The organism is Shinella agrisoli (assembly GCF_046557955.1).
Classification (GTDB): Bacteria; Pseudomonadota; Alphaproteobacteria; order Rhizobiales; family Rhizobiaceae; genus Shinella.
The window spans coordinates 36658-59643 of sequence record NZ_JBJIEP010000001.1 but is presented as its reverse complement, the minus strand read 5'-3'; the positions used below and the strand labels follow the sequence as shown (position 1 = coordinate 59643).

Here is a 22986-nt window from a genome sequence, read left to right as displayed (position 1 = left end):
CTTTGCGATTGGACGCTCACGTCTCCGACAGCGTCAGTTCGGCGACGAAGTCATAGGCGTCGCCGCGATAGATCGAGCGGGTGAACTCGACGACCCGGCCGGTGCGCAGATAGGAGACCCGCTCGATGGAAAGCCCTGCCGAACCCGCGGGCACGCCGAGCATGGCGGCGTCGGGATCCTTCATGTTGTAGGCCGAGATGCGCTGGACGGCGCGCACCGGGCGGCAGCCGCGCTTTTCCAGCACGGCGTAGAGCGAATCGTGCACCTGGAGCGGGTCGGGCAGGAACTCGGCGGAGATGCAGGCGCGCTCGATGGCGAGCGGCATGCCGTCGGCTATGCGCAGGCGGCCGAGCCGGGCGACGAGCGCGTCGGCCGGCAGGCCGAGCATCATCATCTCGTCGGGGGAGGGATGGAAGAGGCCGCGGTCGAGCCATTCGGCGCGGGTGGTCAGCCCGCGCCGCGCCATGTCCTCGGTGAAGGAGGTGAGGCGGGACAGCGACTGCTGCACCTTGGCGACGGGTTTTGCGACGAAGGTGCCGGAACCGTGGCGGCGGACGAGCAGCCCGTCCTTGACGAGGTCGTCGACGGCCTTGCGCACGGTGACGCGGCTGACATTGGCATGGTCGGCAAGGTCGCGCTCGGCGGGCAGGGCGTCGCCGTAGCCGAGCTTGCCGGAGGTGATCGCGTCCTCCAGGGTCTGGCGGAGCTTCAGGTAGAGCGGGCCCGGCGCGCCGGACTGGAGGCTCTCGGGGCTCAGGATGGCCGACAGTGCTGTCGTCATGCGGCGGCCCCCGTGCGCTTCCTGTGGCCCTTGGCGGCAAGCGCGACAGCTCCTGTCAGGGCGTCGGCCTTCGCTTCGACCAGGATCGATCGATGCCGCTCGGAAAGCCATTCCGGATAGAGCGGCGCAAGACCGCCGAGCAGGCAGAGCTGCGGGGCGCCGGCAAGCGCCATGACGGCGTCGAGGGATTCGCTGACCGCTGCCGCGCCTGCCTTGACGATGGCGATCGCCTGCGGATCGCCCTGCCGCGCATATTCGAAGGCGAGCGGGGCATAGCGGCCGAAGTCGCCGGGCTTGGAGAGGCGCGCGAACTCGACGATGCCGCGCGGATCGTGCTTGAACTCGTCGAGCACCGCGGAGGTGACGGCCGAGCGGGGATGCACGCCGTCGTGGGCGAGCAGCGCCTCCTGCAGGAGCGCGTGGCCGATGCGCGCGCCGCCGCCGAGGTCGCCGACCGTGAAGCCCCAGCCGCCGATATAGCGGACCGTGCCGTTCCTGCGTCCCATATAGATGGAGCCGGTGCCGAGGATCGCGACCGCGCCGTCCTCGTCGCCGATCGCGCCTTGCAGGGCGACCAGGCCGTCGGAATCGATGTCGGTATGGCGGAAGGGCAGGCGGTCGTGCACATAGCGGGTGAGGTCGCCGACATTGGTGCCGGCAAGGCCGAGGAAGGCTGAGGCGCGGCTGACGCCGGACTCGTCGAGCCCGGCATCGCGAAAGGCGGCCTTGGCCGCTTCCGTGATGGAAATGATCGCATTGTTGGGGTCGGTCAGGATATTGGCCGCGCCGCTCTTGCCGCGCCCGAGGATGACGCCGTTCGGGCTTGCCACCGCCGCACGGCAGCTCGTTCCTCCGCCGTCGATACCGAGAATGTAATCCGTCATGGCCACCTCCGAGAGAAACGATACCAAAAAAATACCATTAACCAAGGGGTATGGTGGTCTGGAAAATGAGCTTTCTTTCAAATTATTGATTTTAATATGTAAAAATATCAACCGTCAAAAAAGTGATCTCAAAAGTTAATTCTCTATGGACAAGTGGTATTTTTTTGGCATTAATTTGGGCCAGAGGAGAACGACGATGGCCGCAGGCAGGACCGAAGGCAGGCATGATCAGGCGGACGGGCTGGACGAGCGCCAGCCGCTGGACGTGCTGACGGTTCTTGCGGACGCGCAGAAGGCCGCGGCCGCCACGGTCGACGCGGCGCTCGGCGACATCGCCGCCGCGGCCCGCCTTGCCGCCGACGCGCTTCTTTCCGGCGGCCGCCTCGTCTATGCGGGCGCCGGCAGCTCCGGCCTGATGGCGATGGCCGACGCGCTGGAGCTTCCCGGAACCTACGGCATTTCCCGCGACCGCATCGTCATCCTCATTGCCGGCGGGGCTGCGAGCCTTGAGGATCTTGCGGGCGGTTACGAGGACGATCGCGGGCTTGCCGTCCGCGACGCCTCGGCTGCCGGCATCGGCCCGCGCGACTGCGTGATCGCGGTCTCCGCAAGCGGCAGCACGCCCTATGCGCTGGCCGTCGCAGGATATGCCAGGGAAAGGGGCGCCCGCATCGTGGCGCTCGCGAACAATCCCGGCGCGGCGCTTTTCGAGGGCGCGGACGTCCCGATCCTGCTTCAGACGCCGCCGGAGGTCATTTCCGGCTCGACGCGCATGGGGGCGGGAACGGCGCAGAAGATCGCCTTCAACCTGTTCTCGACGCTCGTCGGCATCCATCTCGGCCATGTGCACGACGGGCACATGGTCAATCTCAAGGCCGACAACATCAAATTGAAGGGGCGGGCCTGCCGCATCGTTTCCGATATTTCCGGCGTCGGCCTCGACGAGGCGGAAAGCCTGCTTGCCCGCTCGGGCGGCTCGGTCAAGACCGCGGTCCTGCTCGCCGCCGGGGCGCAGGACGCGAATGCCGCGCAGGCGGCGCTGGACCGCTCGGGGCAGAGCCTCCGGCGCGCCCTCAAGGCTCTTGGACACAATGGTCTCAAAACGCGCTGCGGCGCATAAAAGGGGAGAATGACATGACACGCAACGCAATCAAGGGCCTGCTCCTTGCCACGAGCATCCTCGGCACCGCCGGGCTCGCGCAGGCGCAGGACGTTTCGCTGACCATCGAGAGCTGGCGCAACGACGACCTTTCCATCTGGCAGGAAAAGATCATCCCGGCCTTCGAGGCGAAGAACCCGGGCATCAAGGTCGTCTTCTCGCCGTCCGCGCCGACCGAGTACAACGCCGCCCTGAACGCCAAGCTCGACGCCGGCTCGGCAGGCGACCTCATCACCTGCCGTCCGTTCGACGCCTCGCTCGAGCTCTTCAACAAGGGCCATCTCGCCAGCCTGAACGACCTGCCGGGCATGGAGAACTTCTCCGACGTCGCCAAGTCCGCCTGGACGACGGACGACGGCTCCACGACCTTCTGCGTGCCGATGGCCTCGGTCATCCACGGCTTCATCTACAATGCGGACGCCTTCGCCGAGCTCGGCCTCTCGGTGCCGACGACGGAAGCGGAATTCTTCGCCGTGCTCGACAAGATCAAGGAGAACGGCACATACATCCCGCTCGCCATGGGCACGAAGGACCTCTGGGAGGCCGCGACCATGGGCTACCAGAACATCGGCCCGACCTACTGGAAGGGCGAGGAAGGCCGCAAGGCGCTGATCGCCGGCACGCAGAAGCTGACGGACGAGCCGTGGGTCGAGCCGTTCCGCGTGCTGGCCAAGTGGAAGGACTATCTCGGCGACGGCTTCGAGGCGCAGACCTATCCGGACAGCCAGAACCTCTTCACGCTCGGCAGGGCCGCGATCTACCCGGCCGGCTCGTGGGAGATCGGCCTCTTCAACACGCAGGCGCAGTTCAAGATGGGCGCCTTCCCGCCGCCGGTGAAGAATGCCGGCGACACCTGCTACATCTCGGACCACAACGACATCGGCATCGGCCTCAACGCCAAGAGCGCCAACGCCGAAGCCGCCAGGAAATTCCTGAGCTTCGTCGCTTCGCCGGAATTCGCCGACATCTACGCCAACTCGCTGCCGGGCTTCTTCAGCCTGAACTCGACGGCCGTGAAGATGAACGATCCGCTGGCGCAGGAATTCGTCTCCTGGCGCGAGAAGTGCCAGCCGACGATCCGCTCGACCTACCAGATCCTGTCGCGCGGCACGCCGAACCTCGAAAACGAGACCTGGACGGAATCGGCCAACGTCATCAACGGCACCGACACGCCGGAAGTCGCCGCCGAGAAGCTCCAGAAGGGCCTCGACAGCTGGTACAAGCCGGCGAAGTAAGCCTTTCTTCCGGCTGCTGAACTCTGCTTGAGGGACGGCTCCGGCCGTCCCGGTCCTCTCCCCGCCTGCGCGGGGAGGGGTTTCCGGCGGCGCGGCTCGAAACGACAGGCGCCGGCCGTTTCCTCTCGTCCCGGTGGACAGAGGATGCCGAAGGGCAAATTCGGGGCGCGGCCCCGCCGCTAATGTGTATGCTGAAATCGTCATGTGCGGCAGGCTTGCCGCGCACGGCATCCGCACATGCGGACTATTGGGACAACAACCGGACGGGGCAGGCTGGGCCATGAGCGACACACCTTCCATCCACGATGAAGCGCCGCCGATCAAGCGGCCGACGCGCTGGCATATCGGCGTCTTCCTGCTGCCGGCCTTCGTCGTCTACTCGGCGGTGATGATCCTGCCGCTCATCGAGACGCTGCGCCTGTCGCTGTTCAACACGGTGGACGGCCAGTCGGCCTTCGTGGGCCTGAACAACTTCAAGGTGCTGTTCGGCGACCAGCGCTGGGCGGCGGATTTCTGGAACGCGCTGAAGAACAACTTCATCTTCTTCGCCATCCACATGCTGGTGCAGAACCCGATCGGGGTGGCGCTCGCCGCCATGCTGTCGCTGCCGAAGCTGCGCTTCGCGGCCTTCTACCGCACGGCGATCTTCCTGCCGACGCTGCTCTCCTTCGTGATCGTCGGCTTCATCTGGAAGCTGATCCTCTCGCCGATCTGGGGCGTCTCGCCCTACCTGATGGACCTCGTCGGCCTGAAATGGATGTTCTCGCCCTGGCTGGGCAAGCCGGATACCGCGCTCATCGCCGTATCGCTGATCTCCGTCTGGCAATATGTCGGCATTCCGATGATGCTGATCTATGCGGCGCTGCTCAACATCCCGGACGAGGTGATCGAGGCGGCCGAATGCGACGGCGTGACGGGTTGGAGCCAGTTCTGGAAGATCAAGCTGCCGCTGATCCTTCCCGCCATCGGCATCATCTCGATCCTCACCTTCGTCGGCAACTTCAACGCCTTCGACCTCGTCTACACCGTGCAGGGCGCGCTCGCGGGACCCGACAAGTCCACCGACATCCTCGGCACGCTGCTCTACCGCACCTTTTTCGGTTTCCAGCTCCAGCTCGGCGACCGCTCGATGGGCGCGACGATCGCGACGGTCATGTTCCTCATCATCCTCGCCGGCGTCTCGCTCTATCTCTTCGTCATCCAGCGGCGCATGCGCCGCTACCAGTTCTGACCGGGAGGGCCTGACATGTCCAAGGCACGCACGTCTCTCACCCGCGCCTCGCTCGTCCACCTCGCGCTGATCGCCTATACGCTGGTGTCGGTCTTCCCGGTGTTCCTGACGCTCATCAACTCGATGAAGAGCCGCAATGCGATCTTCCGCAACCCGATGCAGCTTCCCACGCCCGAGACCTTCGACCTGGTCGGTTATTACACCGTGCTGGGGCACGGCGACTTTGCGTCCTACTTCCAGAACAGCTTCATCGTCACGGTCGCCTCCATCGCGCTGGTGCTGCTCTTCGGCGCCATGGCCGCCTTCGCGCTCTCGGAATACCGCTTCCGCGGCAATGCGCTGATGGGGCTCTATCTCGCGCTCGGCATCATGATCCCGATCCGGCTGGGCACGGTGGCGATCCTCCAGGGCATGGTGGCGACGGGGCTCGTCAACACGCTGACGGCGCTGATCCTCGTCTATACCGCGCAAGGAATCCCGCTCGCCGTCTTCATCCTGTCGGAATTCATGCGCACCGTCTCCGACGACCTCAAGAATGCCGGCCGCATCGACGGGCTCTCGGAATACGCGATCTTCTTCCGCCTCGTGCTGCCGCTCGTGCGCCCGGCGATGGCGACGGTCGCGGTCTTCACCATGATACCGATCTGGAACGACCTGTGGTTCCCGCTGATCCTGGCGCCGAGCGAGGCGACCAAGACGGTGACGCTGGGCTCGCAGATCTTCATCGGCCAGTTCGTCACCAACTGGAACGCGGTGCTTGCGGCGCTGTCGCTGGCGATCTTCCCGGTCCTCGTCCTCTACCTCGTCTTCTCGCGGCAATTGATCCGCGGCATCACCTCGGGAGCAGTCAAGTGAGTCCAGCCATGACCCCCATCCGCGTCCTTTCCGCCGGCCTCGGCAACATGGGCAGGAGCCATGCGCTCGCCTATCACCGGAATCCGGGCTTTGCGATCGTCGGGCTCGTCAACCGCTCGAAGGTCCCGGTCCCGGAAGGCCTGGAAGGCTACGAGATCCTTCCGTCCTTCCCGGAGGCGCTGAAGGAACTGAAGCCGGAGCTGTGCTCGATCAACACCTATTCGGACAGCCATGCCGACTATGCGGTCGCGGCGATGGAGGCGGGCGCCCACGTCTTCGTGGAAAAGCCGCTGGCGACCACGGTGGCGGACGCCGAGCGGGTGGTCGCCTGCGCCAGGGCGAACGGCCGCAAGCTCGTCGTCGGCTATATCCTGCGCCACCATCCCTCGTGGATGCGGCTCATCGAGGAGGCGCGCAAGCTCGGCGGGCCGTATGTCTTCCGCATGAACCTGAACCAGCAGTCGAGCGGGCCGACCTGGGCGACGCACAAGGCGCTGATGCAGACGACGCCGCCGATCGTCGATTGCGGCGTGCACTATGTCGACGTGATGTGCCAGATCACCGACGCCAAGCCCGTCGAGGTGCGCGGCATGGGCCTGCGCCTGTCCGGCGAGATCGCGCCGGACATGTACAACTACGGCCATCTCCAGGTGCTCTTCGACGACGGTTCGCTCGGCTGGTACGAGGCCGGCTGGGGGCCGATGATCTCGGAAACGGCCTTCTTCGTGAAGGACGTCATGTCGCCGAACGGGTCGGTCTCGATCGTCATGGACCCGAACGCCCGGTCGGACGACATCGACACCCACACCAAGACGGCGGTCATCCGCCTGCACAGCGCGGCCACCGGCCCCGACGGCGCGTTCCTGACGCCCGACGAGGACCTGAAGATGGCGGGCGAGCCCGGCCATCAGGAGCTCTGCGAGCGCGAGCAGGCCTTCGTGCTGAAGGCGATCCGTGAGGACATCGATCTTTCACGGCACATGGACGACGCGGTGCAGTCGCTGAAGATCTGCCTTGCGGCCGATGAAAGTGTCAGAACCGGCCAGCCGGTCAAGCTTTAAAGGGGATACCGTTGGGCTCTCTTCAACTCAAATCCGTACGCAAGTCCTTCGGCACCGTCGATGTGATCAAGGGCATCGATCTCGACGTGAAGGACGGCGAGTTCGTCATCTTCGTCGGGCCCTCGGGCTGCGGCAAGTCCACGCTGCTGCGCATCATCGCCGGCCTCGAGGACGCCACGTCCGGCTCGATCAGCATCGACGGGGCGGAAGTGGCGACGGTGCCGCCGGCCAAGCGGGGCATCGCCATGGTGTTCCAGTCCTACGCGCTCTATCCGCACCTGTCGGTCAAGGACAATATGGGCCTCGGCCTCAAGCAGGCGGGCGCGCCCAAGGCGGAGATCGAAAAGCGCGTCGCCAAGGCTTCGGCCATGCTGTCGCTGGAAAAGTACCTCGCCCGGCGCCCGGCGGAGCTTTCCGGCGGCCAGCGCCAGCGCGTCGCCATAGGCCGCGCCATCGTGCGCGAGCCGAAGCTGTTCCTCTTCGACGAACCGCTCTCCAACCTCGATGCGGCGCTGCGCGTCAATACCCGCCTGGAGATCGCCCGGCTGCACCGCCAGCTGAAGGCGACCATGATCTACGTCACGCACGACCAGGTCGAGGCGATGACGCTGGCGGACAAGATCGTGGTGCTCGACGGCGGCGTCATCCAGCAGGTCGGCTCGCCGATGGAGCTCTACAACCGGCCGGCCAACCTCTTCGTCGCCGGCTTCATCGGCTCGCCGGCCATGAACTTCATCGATGCGGCCCGTGTCGGCGTTGGCGGTGCGAAGACCCTCGGCGTGCGTCCGGAGCACATCACGCTGTCGCGCGACGGCGGCGAATGGCAGGGCAAGGTCGTGCATGTCGAACATCTCGGCGCCGACACGATCGTCTATCTCGAATCGGACAAGGTGGGTACGATCACCGTGCGCCTGTTCGGCGAGCATCACTATGCGCCCGACGACGTGGTCTTCGCGACGCCCGCGGCCGGCCAGACCCATCGTTTCGATGCGGACGGACAAGCGATACGTTGAGGCCCCTCATCACAATTCCGTGAAGGGGGCCGATTGCGGTCCCCGTCGCGGCGATAGGCGATTGTCAAAAGCCAGGAATTAACATACAGCCTTGTTTGTATGTTGCGATGCGGTGGTCTTCCGATCACCGCATCGACTCGTTTTCAGCACCCTGCCGCCCCTTAGCCGGCATCGCTTATGGAAGAACCCATGCGTTTCACGAGACCGATTTCGATTGCGACCTTTGGCGCCCTCATGATCCTCGCCGGCTGTCAGGATGAACAGGCGCAGCAGGGCGGCTTTGCCTTTCCGCCGCCGCAGGTGGCCGTCATCACGGTGAAGGCCGAGGATGTGCCGATCACCAACGACCTGCCGGGCCGCATCGCCGCGACCCGCATCGCGGAGGTTCGTCCGCGCGCTTCCGGCATCGTCATCGAACGGGTTTTCGAGCAGGGCTCGCAGGTCAAGGAAGGCGATGTGCTTTACCGCATCGATCCGGCGTCCTTCCAGGTGCAGGTCGACAGCGCCGAGGCGACGCTGCGCCGCGCCAAGGCCGTGCAGGCCCAGGCGAGGGTGGAGACCGAGCGCCAGGAGCAGCTCCGCAAGTCCAACGTTTCTTCCGCGCAGGCCTATGACGATGCCGTCGCCAAGCTGGCGCAGGCCGATGCCGATGTGGCGATCGCCGAAGCGGGCCTCGCGACGGCCAAGCTCAACCTCGAATACACCGAGGTCAAGGCGCCGATCAGCGGACGCATCGGCCGCGCGCTCATCACCGAGGGCGCGCTGGTCTCGGCCAACGGCACGGAAAACCTCGCGACGATCCAGCAGCTCGACCCGGTCTATGCCGACTTCACCCAGTCGGCGACCGACCTCATCCGCCTGCGCAAGGCGCTCGAGGACGGCGACCTGATGGCCGACAACAATTCGGCCGACGTCAAGCTGGTGCTCGACGACGGCTCGCCCTATCCGCATCCGGGCAAGCTGCTCTTCTCCGAAGCGGCCGTCGACGAATCGACCGGCCAGGTGACGCTGCGCGGCGAGTTCCCGAACCCGGACGGCGACCTCCTGCCGGGCATGTATGTGCGCGTGCAGATCGAGCAGGGCATCGAGAAGGGCGCGGTTCTCGTGCCGCAGCAGGCCGTGCAGCGCGACGCGTCGGGCAGCGCGCTCGTCTATGTCGTCAGCGCCGACAACAAGGCCGGCACCCGTCCCGTCCGCGTCGGCCGCGCCGCCGGCACGCGCTGGGTCATCACGGACGGCCTGAAGGACGGCGAGAAGATCATCGTCGAAGGCTTCCAGAAGGTGCAGCCGGGCGGCGAGGTCGTTCCTTCCGAATGGGACCCCAATGCGGCGGCGAAGGCCCAGACTCCGGCCGCCGAAGGCGGTGAAGCGGCTGCCGAGGGCGGCAAGGCCGAAGGCGGGGAGGGCGCGGCCCAGACCGGCGAGGGCGGCAAGACCGAGGGCGGCGAGGATGCCGCCAAGACCGAGCAGGCAAAGTAAGGATCCGGACGATGCCCAGTTTCTTCATCGACAGGCCGATTTTCGCCTGGGTCGTCGCGATCTTCATCATGATCGCCGGCGCCATCTCCATCCCGCTTCTGCCGATCGCGCAATATCCGGACGTGGCTCCGCCGCAGATTTCGGTATCGACGTCCTATGCCGGCGCGTCCTCGCAGGACACCTACCAGAGCGTCACCAAGCTCATCGAGGACGAGCTGAACGGCGTCGAGGGCATGCTCTATTTCGAGTCGACCTCCAGCGCCTCCGGTTCCGCCGACATCAACATCACCTTCGCGCCGGGTACGGATCCGAGCCAGGCCTCGGTGGACGTGCAGAACCGCATCAGCCGCGTCGAGCCGCGCCTTCCCGATTCCGTGCGCCGCCAGGGCGTGCAGGTGGAGGAGGCAGGCTCCGGCTTCCTGTTGATCGTCTCGCTGACCTCGACCGACGGCTCGATGGACGCCATCAGCCTCGGCGACTACCTCAACCGCAACATCCTCTCGGAGATCCAGCGCGTGCCCGGCGTCGGCCGCGCGCAGCTCTTCGCGACGCAGCGCTCCATGCGCATCTGGCTCGATCCGGCCAAGATGCTCGGCCTCAACCTCACGGCCGCGGACGTCACCGCCGCCGTGCAGGCGCAGAACGCGCAGATCGCGGCCGGCAGCATCGGCGCCCAGCCGAACCCGATCACCCAGCAGATCGCCGCGCCCGTCAACATCAAGGGCCAGCTGACGACGCCGGAAGAGTTCGGCGCCATCGTGCTGCGCGCCAATGCGGACGGCTCGGCCGTGCGCCTGCGCGACGTCGCGCATGTCGAGGTTGGCGGCGAGACCTACGCGTTCTCGACCCGCCTCAACGGCCAGCCGTCGGCGGCCATCGGCGTGCAGCTTTCGCCCACCGGCAACGCCATGGCGACGTCGGAAGCGATCAAGGCGCGTATGGACGAACTGGCAAAGTTCTTCCCGCCGGGCCTCGAATACTCGATCCCCTACGACACCTCGCCCTTCGTGAAGGTGTCGATCGAAAAGGTTCTGCATACGCTGCTCGAAGCCGTCGGCCTCGTGTTCCTGGTGATGTTCCTGTTCCTGCAGAACATCCGCTACACGATCATCCCGACGCTCGTCGTGCCCGTCGCGCTGCTCGGCACCTGCGCCGTGATGCTCGCCATGGGCTTCTCGATCAACGTGCTCACCATGTTCGCCATGGTGCTCGCCATCGGCATCCTGGTGGACGACGCGATCATCGTCGTCGAGAACGTCGAGCGCATCATGTCGGAGGAGGGGCTGCCGCCGAAGGAGGCGACCCGCAAGGCGATGAAGCAGATCACCGGCGCCGTCATCGGCATCACGCTGGTGCTCGCCTCGGTGTTCATCCCGATGGGCTTCTTCCCCGGCGCGGTCGGCGTCATCTACCAGCAGTTCTCGCTGACGATGGTGGTCTCGATCCTGTTCTCGGCCTTCCTCGCGCTGTCGCTGACGCCGGCGCTCGCCGGCAGCTTCCTCAAGCAGGTTCCCAAGGGGCACCATCACGCCAAGCGCGGCTTCTTCGGCTGGTTCAACCGCAACTTCGACCGGACGTCGAGGAAATACAGCGGAAGCGTCAGCTGGCTGATCCGCCGCACCGGCCGTGTCATGGTGATCTACCTCGCGATCCTGGCGGGCCTCGGCTACATGTTCATGAAGCTGCCGTCCTCGTTCCTGCCGGACGAGGACCAGGGCTTCGTCATCGTCATGATGCAGCTGCCTTCGGAGGCGACGGGCCACCGGACGGACGAGGTGCTCGCGCAGACCGAGAAGATCTTCGGCCAGGAGCCGGCGGTCGACACCATCGTCGGCATCAACGGCTTCTCCTTCTTCGGTGCCGGCCAGAACGCCGGCCTTGCCTTCGTGACGCTGAAGGACTGGTCCGAGCGCGGACCGGAAAACGCCGCCCAGGCGATCGCCGGGCGCGCCACCATGGCCATGAGCCAGATCAAGGATGCGATCAGCTTCGCGCTGTCGCCGCCGCCGATCCAGGGCCTCGGCACGACGGGCGGCTTCTCGTTCCGCCTGCAGGACCGCGCCGGCCTCGGCGCCGAGGCGCTTGCCGCCGCGCGCGACCAGCTTCTCGGCCTTGCCGCCCAGAGCAATGTCGTCACCGGCGTGCGCTTCGACGGCATGCCGGATGCGGCCCAGGTCAACATCGTGATCGACCGCGAGAAGGCGAACACCTTCGGGGTGACCTTCGCCGACATCAATTCGACGATCTCGACGAACCTCGGCTCGACCTACGTCAACGACTTCCCGAATTCCGGGCGCATGCAGCGCGTGACGGTGCAGGCCGATCAGAGCGAGCGCATGCAGGTGGCGGACCTGCTCAACCTGAACGTCCGCAATTCCAAGGGCGGCATGGTGCCGATCTCGGCTTTCGCGACCGCGGAATGGGTCAAGGCGCCGACGCAGACGGTGGGCTACAACGGCTATCCCTCCATCCGCCTCAGCGGCGATACGAAGCCGGGCTTCTCGACGGGTGATGCCATTACGGAGATGGAGCGGCTTGCCGCCCAGCTGCCGCCGGGCTTCGGCTACGAGTGGACCGGCCAGTCGCTGCAGGAAATCCAGTCCGGCTCGCAGGCGCCGATCCTCATCGGCCTCTCCTGCCTTCTGGTGTTCCTCTGCCTCGCGGCGCTCTACGAGAGCTGGTCGATCCCCTTCGCGGTCATCCTCGTCGTGCCGCTCGGCGTCATCGGCGCGGTCATCGCCGTGACGCTCCGCGACATGTCGAACGACGTGTACTTCAAGGTGGGCCTGATCGCGATCATCGGCCTTTCGGCGAAGAACGCGATCCTGATCATCGAGTTCGCCAAGGAGCTGATGGCGGACGGCAAGTCGCTGATCGACGCGACCATCGAGGCCTGCCACCTGCGCTTCCGGCCGATCCTGATGACCTCGCTCGCCTTCACGCTCGGCGTCCTGCCGCTCGCGATCGCGACGGGCGCAAGCTCCGGCTCCCAGCGCGCCATCGGTACCGGCGTCATGGGCGGCATGATCACCGCCACCGTGCTCGCGATCTTCTTCGTGCCGGTCTTCTTCGTCTTCGTGATGAAGCTGTTCGGCTACGGCAGAAAGAAGGAGGAGCCGGCTCCGGCGGCAAGCCCGGCGGAGTAGGCCGCCATGCGCCGGACCAAGGCAGAGGCCAAGGAAACCCGCCAGCAGATCCTGCTGGCGGCCGAGCGGGTCTTCTACGAGAAGGGTGTCGCCCATGCCTCGATGGAGGATGTGGCGCGGGCCGCGGGGGTAACCCGCGGCGCCATCTACTGGCACTTCGCCAACCGGGCGGATCTGGTGCTGGAGCTCTACAACTCGCTTCCCCTGCCGCAGGAGGACCTGATCGCCCGCGAGCTGGAAGCGGAAAACGCCGATGTGCTCGGCGTGCTCGAAAGGGTCGGCAAGGAATGGATCGAGCTGCTCGCCGAGGACGAGCATCGCCAGCGTATCCTCTCGATCCTGCTGCGCTGCGACACCACCGGCGAATTCGCCCGCATCTCGGAGCGCCAGAACGATATAGACGACGAGCACATGCAGGCGCTGGAGGCGGCTTTCGCCAAGGCGTGCAACCAGGGCAAGCTCTGCGCCTGCTGGACGCCGCGCTCGGCGGCCTCCATGCTGCGCTGGGTCATCAAGGGGCTCTGCTCGGAATGGCTGCTGTTCGGCCGCAGGTTCGACCTCGCCAGCGAGGGCAAGGAGGCCTTGCGCCGCCTTTTCCGCAGCTTCGCGACGCAGTAAGGCACGGCAAACCCCGGCCGCAGGACGGCCGGGGCAGGGTGCTTCTCGGCGAAAACATGGTGCGGGCAGAGCCTAGCGGCAGACCTTCACGCGCTTGACGACGAGATGGCCCCACTTGTTGTAGCGCTTGATCTTCTTCCAGAAGCAGTGGCGGTGGTGGCCGTAATAGTGGCTGACATAGCCGTGGTGATGGCCGCCCCAGCCGTGGCCGATGCCGAAATAAAAGCCGCCGGCCTGCGAGGGGGCTGCGAAGGATACCGCCGCGACGGTCGCGACAACGGCAGACATGATGAACTTGCGCATTTCAGGTCTCCTCTTCCAGTGAATGGATGAACCATTTCATCCAGTAGGATCACTGTCGCAGGAGGGACCGGGCAGCGCTGTTTCTGGGGGAACAGGCCGCTATTTGTCGAGTTCGGGGTAGTAGCGTTCCATGTAGCTCGGCCTCAGCTTCTCGCCGATCATGCAGTCGACCGCCTCGCCGGCGGTGCGGACCACGCGGGCGGGAGGCTCGGCGCCGCTGACCTCGAGGATCAGCTTGCGGCGGATGGCGATGGAAAAATCCTCCGGCTCCTGCACGGGCAGCACGAAGGCGCCCGGGCCGCCGATCACGCAGTTGGAATAGTAGTCGTCGAGCGAGCCGAAGGCCGCGGACGGCCGGATCATGATGGCAAGGCCGTTGATGATGATGCCGAGCGACGTCGCCGCGTCGCGTGCCGGCGTCACGGGCGCGCCGAAATTGTTCGGGCCGTCGCCGGAGATGTCGATGACGCGCCGCATGCCCGAATAGCCGTTGGCGTCGAAGAGCTTTGCGCCGTAGGCGATGGCGCCGGAGATCGACGTGCCGCGCCGGGTGGAGATCGGGCGGGCCTCGAGCAGCGCGGCAAAGGCGTTGGCATCCTCCGGCCCGGAAATGACCTGCCACGGGATGTGGGAGCTGTCGCGGATCGTGCCGGCCCATTCGAAATAGCTGATGGCGATGCGGCCGGTCAGCCCGTCGCGCACGGCATTGATGAAATCGGGATGGCGCAGCGCATCCACATAGCCGGCGCGCTGGACCTCGGCCTCCTCGAGATCCATGGAGCCGGAGACGTCGACCGCGAGCACCAGCTCCACGTCGACCTCCTGGTCGGAGGCGGCGATCTCGGCGCCGGCCGCCGTCAGGCTCATCAGCAAGGCAAGCGTCGTCAGCATGGCCGTCACCCATCCGTGCACATCGCGTTGGAAAATGTACCACGGCAGGCGGAGGGAAAGGGGATGCGGTCTTCAAAAATCGGTGATGAGGGGCGGCAGCCCGCTACGGCGCCGTCAGCTCGCGGATCGCCATCCGCTTGTAGGCCTCCACCAGCGCGTCGCCCTCTGCCCGCCCCACCGAGACGGCGAGCCGCATGGTCGCCTCCCCGAGATGCATGACGAGGAGCGCCGCCGCGTCGATGCCCGCGGCGTCCGCGTCCGGCCGAAGCGCTTTCAGCCGCGCGGCGAGCAGGTCGCCGTTGCGGCGGCTTTCCTCCACTTCCATGGCGCGCAGCGCGCCGTCGGCCTGCACCGCCGACCAGATGTCGCGGATCACCGGCTCGGCGCGGAAGATCGCGTAATAGGTGTCGACCAGCGCGCCGAAGGCGTTGCCGAGATCGTCCATGGCGTCGACGGCGGACAGGCCTTCGGCGATGCAGGCGCGGCTCGCCTCGTTGCAGCGCTCGGCGAGCGCATGCACGATCGCGCTCTTGTCGGGAAAATACTGGTAGAGCGAGCCGATCGAAATGCCCGTGCGCTGGGCAAGCTCGCTCATGCGCAGGGCATCGCTGCCCGCTTCGGCAATCATTTCCGCCGCCTTGGAAAGGATCGCGTCCACCCGTTCGCGGCTGCGTTTCTGGGTCGGCGCGCGGCGCATCTGCGTGTCGTTCATCGCGTTCTATCCTGGATACGCTTGACAAATACGAGCATTCCTCACATTTTGCAAATATGAGGAATACTCATTTTTTGGAGGTAAGGCCATGACGGATGAACGCATCATGCCCGACGGGCGGAACGGGACGCGCGGCAACGATCTCGAACGTCTTCTTGTCCAGCCGCCGCGCGAAACCGGCTTCTGGAGGGCCTGACCATGGCGAGCGTGTTTCCGGTCCTCGCCTTCCTCGCCGTCCTTGCGACGGCGCTCAACGCGGGCCTCTTCTTCATCTTCTCGGTCTGCATCATGGCCGCCTTCGCGCGCCTTCCGCCCGCCGAGGGCGCGGCGGCGATGAACGCCATCAATGCCGTCATCCAGAATCCCTGGTTCTTTTCGGCCTTCTTCGGCGGTGCGTTGCTGTCCCTGGCGCTTGCCGTCATCGGTTTCATGCAGGGCGGCTCCGGCGGGATGTCGGCGGCGGCGGGCGGCATCGTCTTCCTCGCCGCCGTCATCGGCGTGACGATCGTCGTCAATGTCCCGCTCAACGATGCGCTCGCTGCCGCGCCTGTTGGAAGCCCGGAGCAGGCCGCGCTCTGGCAGCGTTACCTTGCCGTCTGGACGATGTGGAACCATGTGCGCACGTTCGGTTCGCTCGCCGCTACCGGCCTCTTCGCGCTCACCTTCCGCCAGGGCGTCCCGTTCGGCTGAGGCCGGGCTGGCGCTTGCCGGCCCGGCCTGCTAGCTCTTGCATCAGACGATTGCCGGAGCCGCCCTTGCAGGACATAACCGATCTTTCCGCCCTTGCCCTTTCCGCCGCCATCTCCGGGCGCCGGCTCGACTGCAGGAGCGTCATGGCGGCCTATCTTTCGCGGATCGAGGCGGTCAACCCGCGCATCAACGCCATCGTCAGCCTCCGCCCCGCCGAAGACCTCCTTGCCGAAGCGGAGGCGGCCGACCGGGCTCTTGCGGCGGGAGAGCATCGCGGCTGGCTGCACGGGATGCCTTTTGCGGTGAAGGACCTTTCCGAGGCAAGGGGCATCCCTTGCACCTTCGGCTCGGCCAACTATGCGGATTTCGTGCCGGACTACGACGACATCCATGTCGAGCGCATCCGCGCGGCCGGCGCCATCATCATCGGCAAGACCAATGCGCCGGAAATGGGCCTCGGCTCGCACAGCTACAACCCCGTCTTCGGCGTGACGCGCAATCCCTACGATACGGACAAGAGCGCCGGCGGCTCCTCCGGCGGCGCGGCGGCGGCGCTGGCGGCGCGGCTGCTGCCGGTCGCCGACGGCAGCGACATGATGGGCTCGCTGCGCAATCCCGCCGGCTTCAACAATGTGGTCGGCTTCCGCCCGTCCTTCGGCCGGGTGCCCTCGCTCGGCAACGAGCTCTTCCTCGGCCAGCTCGCCGTCAACGGCCCGATGGGGCGCACCGTCGCCGATGTCGCCGCGCTTCTTGCGACGCAGGCGGGCCACGATCCGCGTGATCCGTTGTCGCTTGCCGACGAGGACCTTTCGGTGGACATGGACCGGGACCTTTCCGGTGCCCGCATCGGCTGGCTCGGCGATTTCGGCGGCCACCTCCCCTTCGAGCCGGGCGTGCTGGAGCTTTGCCGCACGTCGCTCGAGGTCTTCCGGCGGCTCGGACGCGCCGTGGAGGATGTGGCTCCGGGCTTCGACATGGCGCGGCTCTGGCAGACCTGGCGCACCCTCCGCCATTTCCTCGTCGCGAATGCGCAGGCGGCGGATTACGACGATCCGGCCCGGCGGGCGCGCATGAAGCCGGAGATGATCTGGGAGATCGAGAACGGCCGCGGCCTGTCGGCGGCGGAGGTCCATGCCGCCTCGCTCGGGCGGAGCGACTGGTACCGCCATGTCGCGGGCCTGTTCGAGCGCTACGATTTCCTGATCCTGCCCTCCGCCCAGGTCTTCCCCTTCGATGCCGCGCTCGACTGGCCGAAGGAAATCGCCGGGCGGGCGATGGATACCTATCACCGCTGGATGGAGGTGGTGATCGGGCCGACGCTCGCGGGCCTTCCCGTCGCCGCCGTGCCGGCCGGTTTCGGCGCGAACGGATTGCCCGCCGGCATCCAGATCATCGGCCGCCCGCGGGCCGACCGCGACGTGCTCGCGGCGGCGGCAGCCTATGAAAAGGCCACCGGCTGGCTCGACCGGCATCCCCAATTCTAGTGAGGCCCGCCTTTCGGACACGCGAGCGCCGCATTCTTCTGACAGGCACACCTTTGCCGGGTGTCGAGGACCGCCCGGCGGACTCCTTCAAAAACACGAGGCGCCGTAAAGGAATTGCTTACCATATTTCGTCATTCTTTGCTCGTTCGGCAGAGGCTCGGGACGCATGGTTCCGCCCGCCGTCAGCACAACGGCTTTCGGAGCGTCTCTTCCGCGGCCGCGTCGAGTAACGAGTATCGGGTAACGAGTATCATGGCGTCTGCATACGAGTGCGCGCGTTCCGCGTCGAAATCCCGCCGGGGCCGTTCCGGGGGTGTCCTTCTCAGCGCATTGCTTGCCTGCGGCGTCATCGCCGGGTCCGCCTGGGCGGTCGTCTCCACGCTCGGCGCGATGCAGGAGGCCGCCGCCTCGCTGTCCGAAGGCAGGAAGAGCATTGCCGCTTCCCTCAGCCTCAATCCCGTCGCGGGGGAAAAGCACCGTGCCGAGCGCATGGTGAAGGTCGCGAAGTTCTCGCGCCTCTCCAAGCCCTCGCAAAGCGAGATCCGCCAGAGGCAGCTGACGGCCGACGCGATCCAGGCCGCCCACCAGCGCAAGATTTCCGTCCAGCTCGCCTCCGCCGTCAGGCGCGAGAAGGCCAAGGCCCTGATGATCGAGGCCGCCTTCGCCCGCGCCGAGCGCGCCGTCGAGAAGGAAAAGGCGATCACCGGCCAGCCGGCCATGGTGACCGCGCTGGTCGAGGACGTTTCCGCCCGCAAGGACGTCCAGCCCTTCGGCCTCGTCATGAAGAAGCCGGAGGCGGAAGAGGACAACATCCTCAGCCAGATTCCGCTGCCCGAGGCCAAGCCGGCGCTCGAGACCGTCGCCATCGAGCGCAAGCCGGCGGAAGAGGAAAAGCCGGTCGCCCGCACCCGGCGCGAAAAGAAGGACGACAGGGAAGACGTCGCCTTCGCCAAGCCCGACCGTTCGCTCTTCGGCGACCTGTTCAAGGGCAAGGGCGGCACCGGCTGGCCGGGCAGGGGCACGAAGGTCGCGATCTACGACGTCTCCAACGCGACGGTCTACATGCCCGACGGCACGAAGCTGCGCGCCCATTCCGGCATCGGCCACATGCGCGACAATCCGCGCTACGAGCATGTCAAGATGAAGGGCCCGACGCCGGCCGGCATCTATCGCCTGAAGATGCGCGAACGCCGCTTCCACGGCGTCGAGGCGATCCGCATGCTCTCGGTCGACGGACGCGACCCGAAGAACCGCACCGGCCTGCTCACGCACACCAACCTCCTGCGTGGCCAGAAGGGCTCGCACGGCTGCGTCGCCTTCCAGAACTACGAGCCGTTCCTGAAGGCCTTCAAGCGCGGCCATATCACCATGATGATCGTGGTGCCGGAAATGCCGTCCTCGCGCACGCGGATCGCCGCGCTCTACCGCAAGGCCGGCGCCTGATAGGGCGCGGGGCCGCCGTTTCGTCAGGAAACCCGCTCGACGAAGCCGTCCAGCACGCGCTTCTGGCCGGCGCGGTCGAAATCGATCGTCAGCTTGTTGCCCTCGATCGCCGCCACGTTGCCGTTGCCGAATTTCAGGTGGAAGACCCGGTCGCCGATCGAGAACTTCGACGGCTCGCTCATCGTCGACTTGGCGACGAGCTCTCCTTCGATCGTGCGGGCGCGCGGGCCGCTCTCGCCGTAGCCGATGCGCTCGACGGCGTGGCCGGAGCGTGAGCCCCAGTTGTCGCGCGTGGCCTCGGTGCGGTTCGCCTGGGCGCGGCGCCAGCCGGGCGTCGAATAGGCGTTCTGGAACGGCTCCTGCTTGTCGAAGCGCGACTGGCCGTAGCCGCCGCGGCCGTAACCGCCGTAGGACTGCTCCACCTCCGCCACTTCCACATGGCTTTCCGGCAGTTCGTCGAGGAAGCGGGAGGGCAGCGTCGACTGCCACAGGCCGTGGATGCGGCGGTTCGAGACGAACCAGATGTGGCAGCGGCGTTTTGCCCGCGTGATGCCGACATAGGCGAGGCGGCGTTCCTCCTCCAGGCCGGCGCGGCCTCCCTCGTCGAGGGAGCGCTGATGCGGTAAAAGCCCTTCCTCCCAGCCGGGCAGGAAGACGGTCTCGAATTCGAGCCCCTTGGCCGAATGCAGCGTCATGATCGAGACGGCATCGAGGTTCTCGTTCTGCTCGGTGTCCATGACGAGCGAGACGTGCTCCAGGAAGCCGCGCATCGATTCGAAGGCCTCCATCGAGCGGATGAGCTCCTTCAGGTTTTCGAGCCGCCCCGGCGCTTCGGCCGACTTGTCGGCCTGCCACATCGCGGTGTAGCCGCTCTCGTCGAGGATCTGCTCGGCAAGCTCGGTGTGCGGCGTCGTCTCCAGGAGCGATTGCCAGCGGCGGAAATCGGTGACGACGTCGAAGAGCGCCTTGCGCGCCTTGGGCTTCAGCTCGTCCGTCTCGATGATGTCCGCCGCCGCCGCGAGCATGGGGATGTCGCGGGCGCGGGCATAATCGTGCAGCGCGCGGATCGTGGTGTCGCCGAGGCCGCGCTTCGGCGTGTTGACGATGCGCTCGAAGGCGAGGTCGTCGGCCGGCTGGCTGACGAGGCGGAAATAGGCGAGGGCATCGCGGATCTCGAGCCGTTCGTAGAAGCGCGGGCCGCCGATGACGCGGTAGTTGAGGCCGAGCGTGACGAAGCGGTCTTCGAATTCGCGCATCTGGAAGGAGGCGCGCACGAGGATCGCCATGTCGTTCAGCCTGTGCGTCTTGCGCTGGAGCTGCTCGATCTCCTCGCCGATGGCGCGGGCCTCTTCCTCCGAGTCCCAGGCGGCGTGCACCACCACCTTGTCGTCGTCGGGATCGAGCCGGTCGGTGAAGAGCGTCTTTCCCAGCCGGTCCTCGTTGTGCGCGATCAGGTGGCCGGCGGCGCCGAGGATATGGGCCGTCGAGCGATAGTTGCGCTCCAGTTTGATGACCTTCGCGCCGGGAAAATCCTTCTCGAAACGCAGGATGTTGTCCACCTCCGCGCCGCGCCAGCCGTAGATCGACTGGTCGTCGTCGCCGACGCAGCAGACGTTCTGCGGCGTGCCCTTCGGGCGCTGGGCGAGCAGGCGCAGCCACATGTACTGCGCCGTGTTGGTGTCCTGATACTCGTCGACGAGAATATAGCGGAAGCGCTGGTGATACTCGGCGAGCACGTCCGGATTGGCGCGGAACATGCGGATCGGGTGCAGCAGGAGGTCGCCGAAATCGCAGGCGTTCAGCGTCTTCAGGCGGTTCTGGTAGGCGACGTAGAGCTCGCGGCCCTTGCCGTTGGCAAAGGCCCGCGCGTCGCCCTCCGGGATCTGCGCCGGGTCTAGGCCCTTGTTCTTCCAGGTGTCGATCATGCCGGCGAACTGCTTTGCCGGCCAGCGCTTGTCGTCGATGCCTTCGGCCTGGAGGATCTGCTTGATCAGGCGCACGACATCGTCGGTGTCGAGGATCGAGAAGTCGGACCTCAGGCCGACGAGCTCGGCGTGGCGGCGCAGGAGCTTCACGCCGATCGAGTGGAAGGTGCCGAGCCAGGGCATGCCCTCGACCGCGCCGCCGACGAGGAGCCCGATGCGTTCCTTCATCTCGCGCGCGGCCTTGTTGGTGAAGGTCACGGCGAGGATCTGGCTCGGGAAGGCCCGGCCGGTCGCAAGGATATGGGCGATGCGGGTGGTCAGGACGCGCGTCTTGCCGGTGCCGGCGCCGGCGAGCACGAGGACGGGGCCGTCGAGCGTTTCGACGGCCTCGCGCTGCTCGGGGTTGAGGCCGGCGAGGTAGTCCGGCGCGCGGTGGGCGTCGCGGGCCGCCATGGCGCGTGCGGCGATGCCGCCGCCCGCCGGCTTGGCGGGCTTGCCGGAAAGCTGCGGATCCTCATCGAAGAAGGGAATGTCGTCGTAACCGCTGATCATGCGGCTCAATGTAGTGATTCGGGACCGAAAGGCCAGTTTTCCGTTCTGCTTTTATTCCATAGGGGAGAACATCGGCCTGAAGATTCCGGGAAGTCCCGCCCGTTCAGGCCTTCGCGCGATCCGCATCGAAGGCGTCGTCCACGGGCAGTTGCAGGGCGGTGGCAAGCTGGTTGGTCTTGCCGGCGAGCGAGACGATGGCGAGCAGTTCGGCATATTGCGCATCCGTCATGCCCCTGGCCCTCGCCGCGGCGGTGTGGGAATGGACGCAATAGCTGCACGCGTTCGTCACCGAAACGGCGATGTAGAGCATTTCCTTGACGAGCGGATCGAGCGTCGAGGGCGTCGCCATCACCGCCTTGACCTCGCTCCAGGTGCGTTCCAGCAAGGCCGGGTCGAAGGCGAGGTAGCGCCACATGTTGTTGACGAAATCCGACTTGCGGGTGGCGCGGATGTCGTCGAACACCGCCTTGACGCGCGGATCGGTTTCGAGGTCGTCGGCGGGCCTGACGGTGCTCATGGTTTTCTCCTCGGGAACGGGCCGGCGGTTCGCCGCCGGCCGGCATGGTTCAGACCAGCGCGAAGACGCGGGAGGGGCCACCCGTGCCGCCGCGCACCTTGGGCGCGCCGACGATGAGCGTTGCGCCCTTCGCCGGAAGCTGGTCCAGATTGGCCGCGCCTTCAAGCCCCCAATGGCCGGAGGAGAGCCAGGCGTGATGCGTGGCGAAATCCGGCGAGATCCCGTGGTCGAGGGAAAGCGTATCGACGGCGATGCCGACGGCGCTGGAATTCTCCGCGAGGTACTGCACGGCTTCGACATGGAAGCCAGGGAAATGCAGCTTGCCCTCGCTGTCGGCATTGCGGAACTTCTCGGTGCCGAGATGCCGGGCCCAGCCGGAATTCAGCGCCACGCAGGCCTTTTCCGGCAGGTCGCCATTGGCCGCGATCCAGGCCTTGATGTCGTCCGGTGTGAGCTGCGCGTCCGGATTTTCCGCGGCCTTCCCGCGGATGTCGACGACGGCAAGCGGCACGATGAGGTCGGCGACCGGGATTTCGGCGACCGTTCTGCCGTCCTCGGAGAAATGCAGCGGCGCATCGATATGCGTGCCCGTATGCTCGTTCACGCGCAGCTCGAAGAGGTTGAACGTGTGTTCCTTGTAGTTGAACTTCTGCTCGCGGAAGAACTGCTGCTCGCCGAAGAAGGTCGGGAATTCCTCGTAGAGTTCGTGGGTGAGGTCCGTCACCTTCGAGGGCGCCTGGGCGAGGGCCGGGCTGAGGGCGCCGGTGCTTGCGGCGGCTACCGTCGCGGCGCCCGCGGCGGCGGCCCGGAAAAAGCTCCTTCTCGAAAGCATGCCGTTCTTGACGGATTCGATAACGCAGGCGTCACACATGGTTTTTCCCCCTGTCGGTCAATGCGTTTATGAAAGAATTCCGAAACGATGCGCCGGTCTCCCGACCGTCTGAAACGCTATCACAAGCGGGGAGAGGGTCGAGTGCGCCTATGCTCGCGCGGGCGGCGAGGAGGAA

At 66.3% G+C, this 22986-nt stretch carries 20 protein-coding genes; 12 read left to right on the top strand and 8 right to left on the bottom strand.

The genetic code is table 11. The features are described from left to right. Positions 1 to 16: 16 nt before the first annotated feature. Together ACIIOY_RS00270 and ACIIOY_RS00265 are read right to left on the bottom strand one after the other, a co-directional pair. The gene (locus ACIIOY_RS00270) at positions 17 to 781 is read right to left on the bottom strand and encodes a GntR family transcriptional regulator (RefSeq protein WP_411032602.1); all 765 of its coding nucleotides are present in this window, start codon (positions 779 to 781) and stop codon (positions 17 to 19) included. Further along, entirely contained in the window at positions 778 to 1665 is an 888-nt protein-coding gene (locus ACIIOY_RS00265) for a glucosamine kinase nucleotide-binding domain-containing protein (RefSeq protein WP_411032601.1), read from the bottom strand. The genes ACIIOY_RS00270 and ACIIOY_RS00265 overlap by 4 nt, the downstream gene beginning before the upstream one ends. Before the next feature lie 196 nt (positions 1666 to 1861). Between ACIIOY_RS00265 and ACIIOY_RS00260 the strand changes: the two genes are divergently transcribed. The 9 genes from ACIIOY_RS00260 (at position 1862) to ACIIOY_RS00220 (ending at position 13462) form a co-directional block, all read left to right on the top strand. Beyond that, positions 1862 to 2785 (top strand): N-acetylmuramic acid 6-phosphate etherase, encoded by a 924-nt coding sequence (locus tag ACIIOY_RS00260; protein ID WP_411032600.1) that lies wholly within the window; start codon positions 1862 to 1864, stop codon positions 2783 to 2785. Between the two features lie 14 nt (positions 2786 to 2799). Further along, positions 2800 to 4059 (top strand): ABC transporter substrate-binding protein, encoded by a 1260-nt coding sequence (locus ACIIOY_RS00255; protein WP_411032599.1) that lies wholly within the window; start codon positions 2800 to 2802, stop codon positions 4057 to 4059. Positions 4060 to 4339: 280 nt separating this feature from the next. Next, positions 4340 to 5290 (top strand): carbohydrate ABC transporter permease, encoded by a 951-nt coding sequence (locus ACIIOY_RS00250; protein WP_411032598.1) that lies wholly within the window; start codon positions 4340 to 4342, stop codon positions 5288 to 5290. A gap of 15 nt (positions 5291 to 5305) precedes the next feature. Next, positions 5306 to 6145 carry a carbohydrate ABC transporter permease gene (locus ACIIOY_RS00245; protein WP_411032597.1) on the top strand — a complete coding sequence of 280 codons (840 nt, stop codon included), beginning with the start codon at positions 5306 to 5308 and terminating at the stop codon, positions 6143 to 6145. An 8-nt stretch (positions 6146 to 6153) separates the two neighbouring features. Then, on the top strand, positions 6154 to 7206 hold the full coding sequence (locus tag ACIIOY_RS00240) for a Gfo/Idh/MocA family protein (protein ID WP_411032596.1): 1053 nt from the start codon (positions 6154 to 6156) through the stop codon (positions 7204 to 7206). Between the two features lie 11 nt (positions 7207 to 7217). Continuing rightward, on the top strand, positions 7218 to 8219 hold the full coding sequence (locus ACIIOY_RS00235; RefSeq protein ID WP_411032595.1) for an ABC transporter ATP-binding protein: 1002 nt from the start codon (positions 7218 to 7220) through the stop codon (positions 8217 to 8219). A gap of 189 nt (positions 8220 to 8408) precedes the next feature. Next, positions 8409 to 9698, top strand: a complete 1290-nt coding sequence (locus ACIIOY_RS00230; protein ID WP_502226601.1) for an efflux RND transporter periplasmic adaptor subunit — start codon at positions 8409 to 8411, stop codon at positions 9696 to 9698. A gap of 11 nt (positions 9699 to 9709) precedes the next feature. Further along, complete coding sequence (locus ACIIOY_RS00225) at positions 9710 to 12844, top strand: multidrug efflux RND transporter permease subunit (RefSeq protein ID WP_411032593.1); 3135 nt, start codon at positions 9710 to 9712, stop codon at positions 12842 to 12844. Between the two features lie 6 nt (positions 12845 to 12850). After that, positions 12851 to 13462: a TetR family transcriptional regulator gene (locus tag ACIIOY_RS00220; protein ID WP_411032592.1), complete on the top strand. Its 612-nt coding sequence runs from the start codon at positions 12851 to 12853 to the stop codon at positions 13460 to 13462. Positions 13463 to 13534: 72 nt separating this feature from the next. Here the strand turns inward: ACIIOY_RS00220 and ACIIOY_RS00215 are convergent, their stop codons facing one another. The 3 genes from ACIIOY_RS00215 to ACIIOY_RS00205 form a co-directional block, all read right to left on the bottom strand. Next, positions 13535 to 13765 carry a hypothetical protein gene (locus ACIIOY_RS00215; protein WP_411032591.1) on the bottom strand — a complete coding sequence of 77 codons (231 nt, stop codon included), beginning with the start codon at positions 13763 to 13765 and terminating at the stop codon, positions 13535 to 13537. Positions 13766 to 13864: 99 nt separating this feature from the next. Further along, entirely contained in the window at positions 13865 to 14656 is a 792-nt protein-coding gene (locus tag ACIIOY_RS00210) for a DUF1194 domain-containing protein (RefSeq protein ID WP_411032590.1), read from the bottom strand. A 103-nt stretch (positions 14657 to 14759) separates the two neighbouring features. Next, complete coding sequence (locus tag ACIIOY_RS00205; RefSeq protein ID WP_411032589.1) at positions 14760 to 15368, bottom strand: TetR/AcrR family transcriptional regulator; 609 nt, start codon at positions 15366 to 15368, stop codon at positions 14760 to 14762. Between the two features lie 198 nt (positions 15369 to 15566). Here ACIIOY_RS00205 and ACIIOY_RS00200 point away from each other — a divergent pair, with 198 nt between their 5' ends. The 3 genes from ACIIOY_RS00200 to ACIIOY_RS00190 all read left to right on the top strand — a co-directional run bounded on the left by ACIIOY_RS00200 (position 15567) and on the right by ACIIOY_RS00190 (position 18985). Continuing rightward, positions 15567 to 16058: an anthrone oxygenase family protein gene (locus tag ACIIOY_RS00200; RefSeq protein ID WP_411032588.1), complete on the top strand. Its 492-nt coding sequence runs from the start codon at positions 15567 to 15569 to the stop codon at positions 16056 to 16058. 65 nt (positions 16059 to 16123) lie between these two features. Next, positions 16124 to 17542 carry an amidase gene (locus ACIIOY_RS00195; RefSeq protein WP_411032587.1) on the top strand — a complete coding sequence of 473 codons (1419 nt, stop codon included), beginning with the start codon at positions 16124 to 16126 and terminating at the stop codon, positions 17540 to 17542. Positions 17543 to 17794: 252 nt separating this feature from the next. After that, positions 17795 to 18985 (top strand): DUF2778 domain-containing protein, encoded by a 1191-nt coding sequence (locus ACIIOY_RS00190; RefSeq protein ID WP_411032586.1) that lies wholly within the window; start codon positions 17795 to 17797, stop codon positions 18983 to 18985. A 23-nt stretch (positions 18986 to 19008) separates the two neighbouring features. Here ACIIOY_RS00190 and ACIIOY_RS00185 read toward each other — a convergent pair whose 3' ends face one another. The 3 genes from ACIIOY_RS00185 to ACIIOY_RS00175 all read right to left on the bottom strand — a co-directional run bounded on the left by ACIIOY_RS00185 (position 19009) and on the right by ACIIOY_RS00175 (position 22850). Further along, the gene (locus ACIIOY_RS00185) at positions 19009 to 21462 is read right to left on the bottom strand and encodes an ATP-dependent helicase (RefSeq protein WP_411033034.1); all 2454 of its coding nucleotides are present in this window, start codon (positions 21460 to 21462) and stop codon (positions 19009 to 19011) included. Positions 21463 to 21565: 103 nt separating this feature from the next. Further along, positions 21566 to 21979: a carboxymuconolactone decarboxylase family protein gene (locus ACIIOY_RS00180; protein WP_411032585.1), complete on the bottom strand. Its 414-nt coding sequence runs from the start codon at positions 21977 to 21979 to the stop codon at positions 21566 to 21568. A 49-nt stretch (positions 21980 to 22028) separates the two neighbouring features. After that, positions 22029 to 22850, bottom strand: coding sequence for a cyclase family protein (locus ACIIOY_RS00175; RefSeq protein ID WP_411032584.1), 822 nt, complete (start codon positions 22848 to 22850; stop codon positions 22029 to 22031). Between the last annotated feature and the right edge of the window lie 136 nt (positions 22851 to 22986).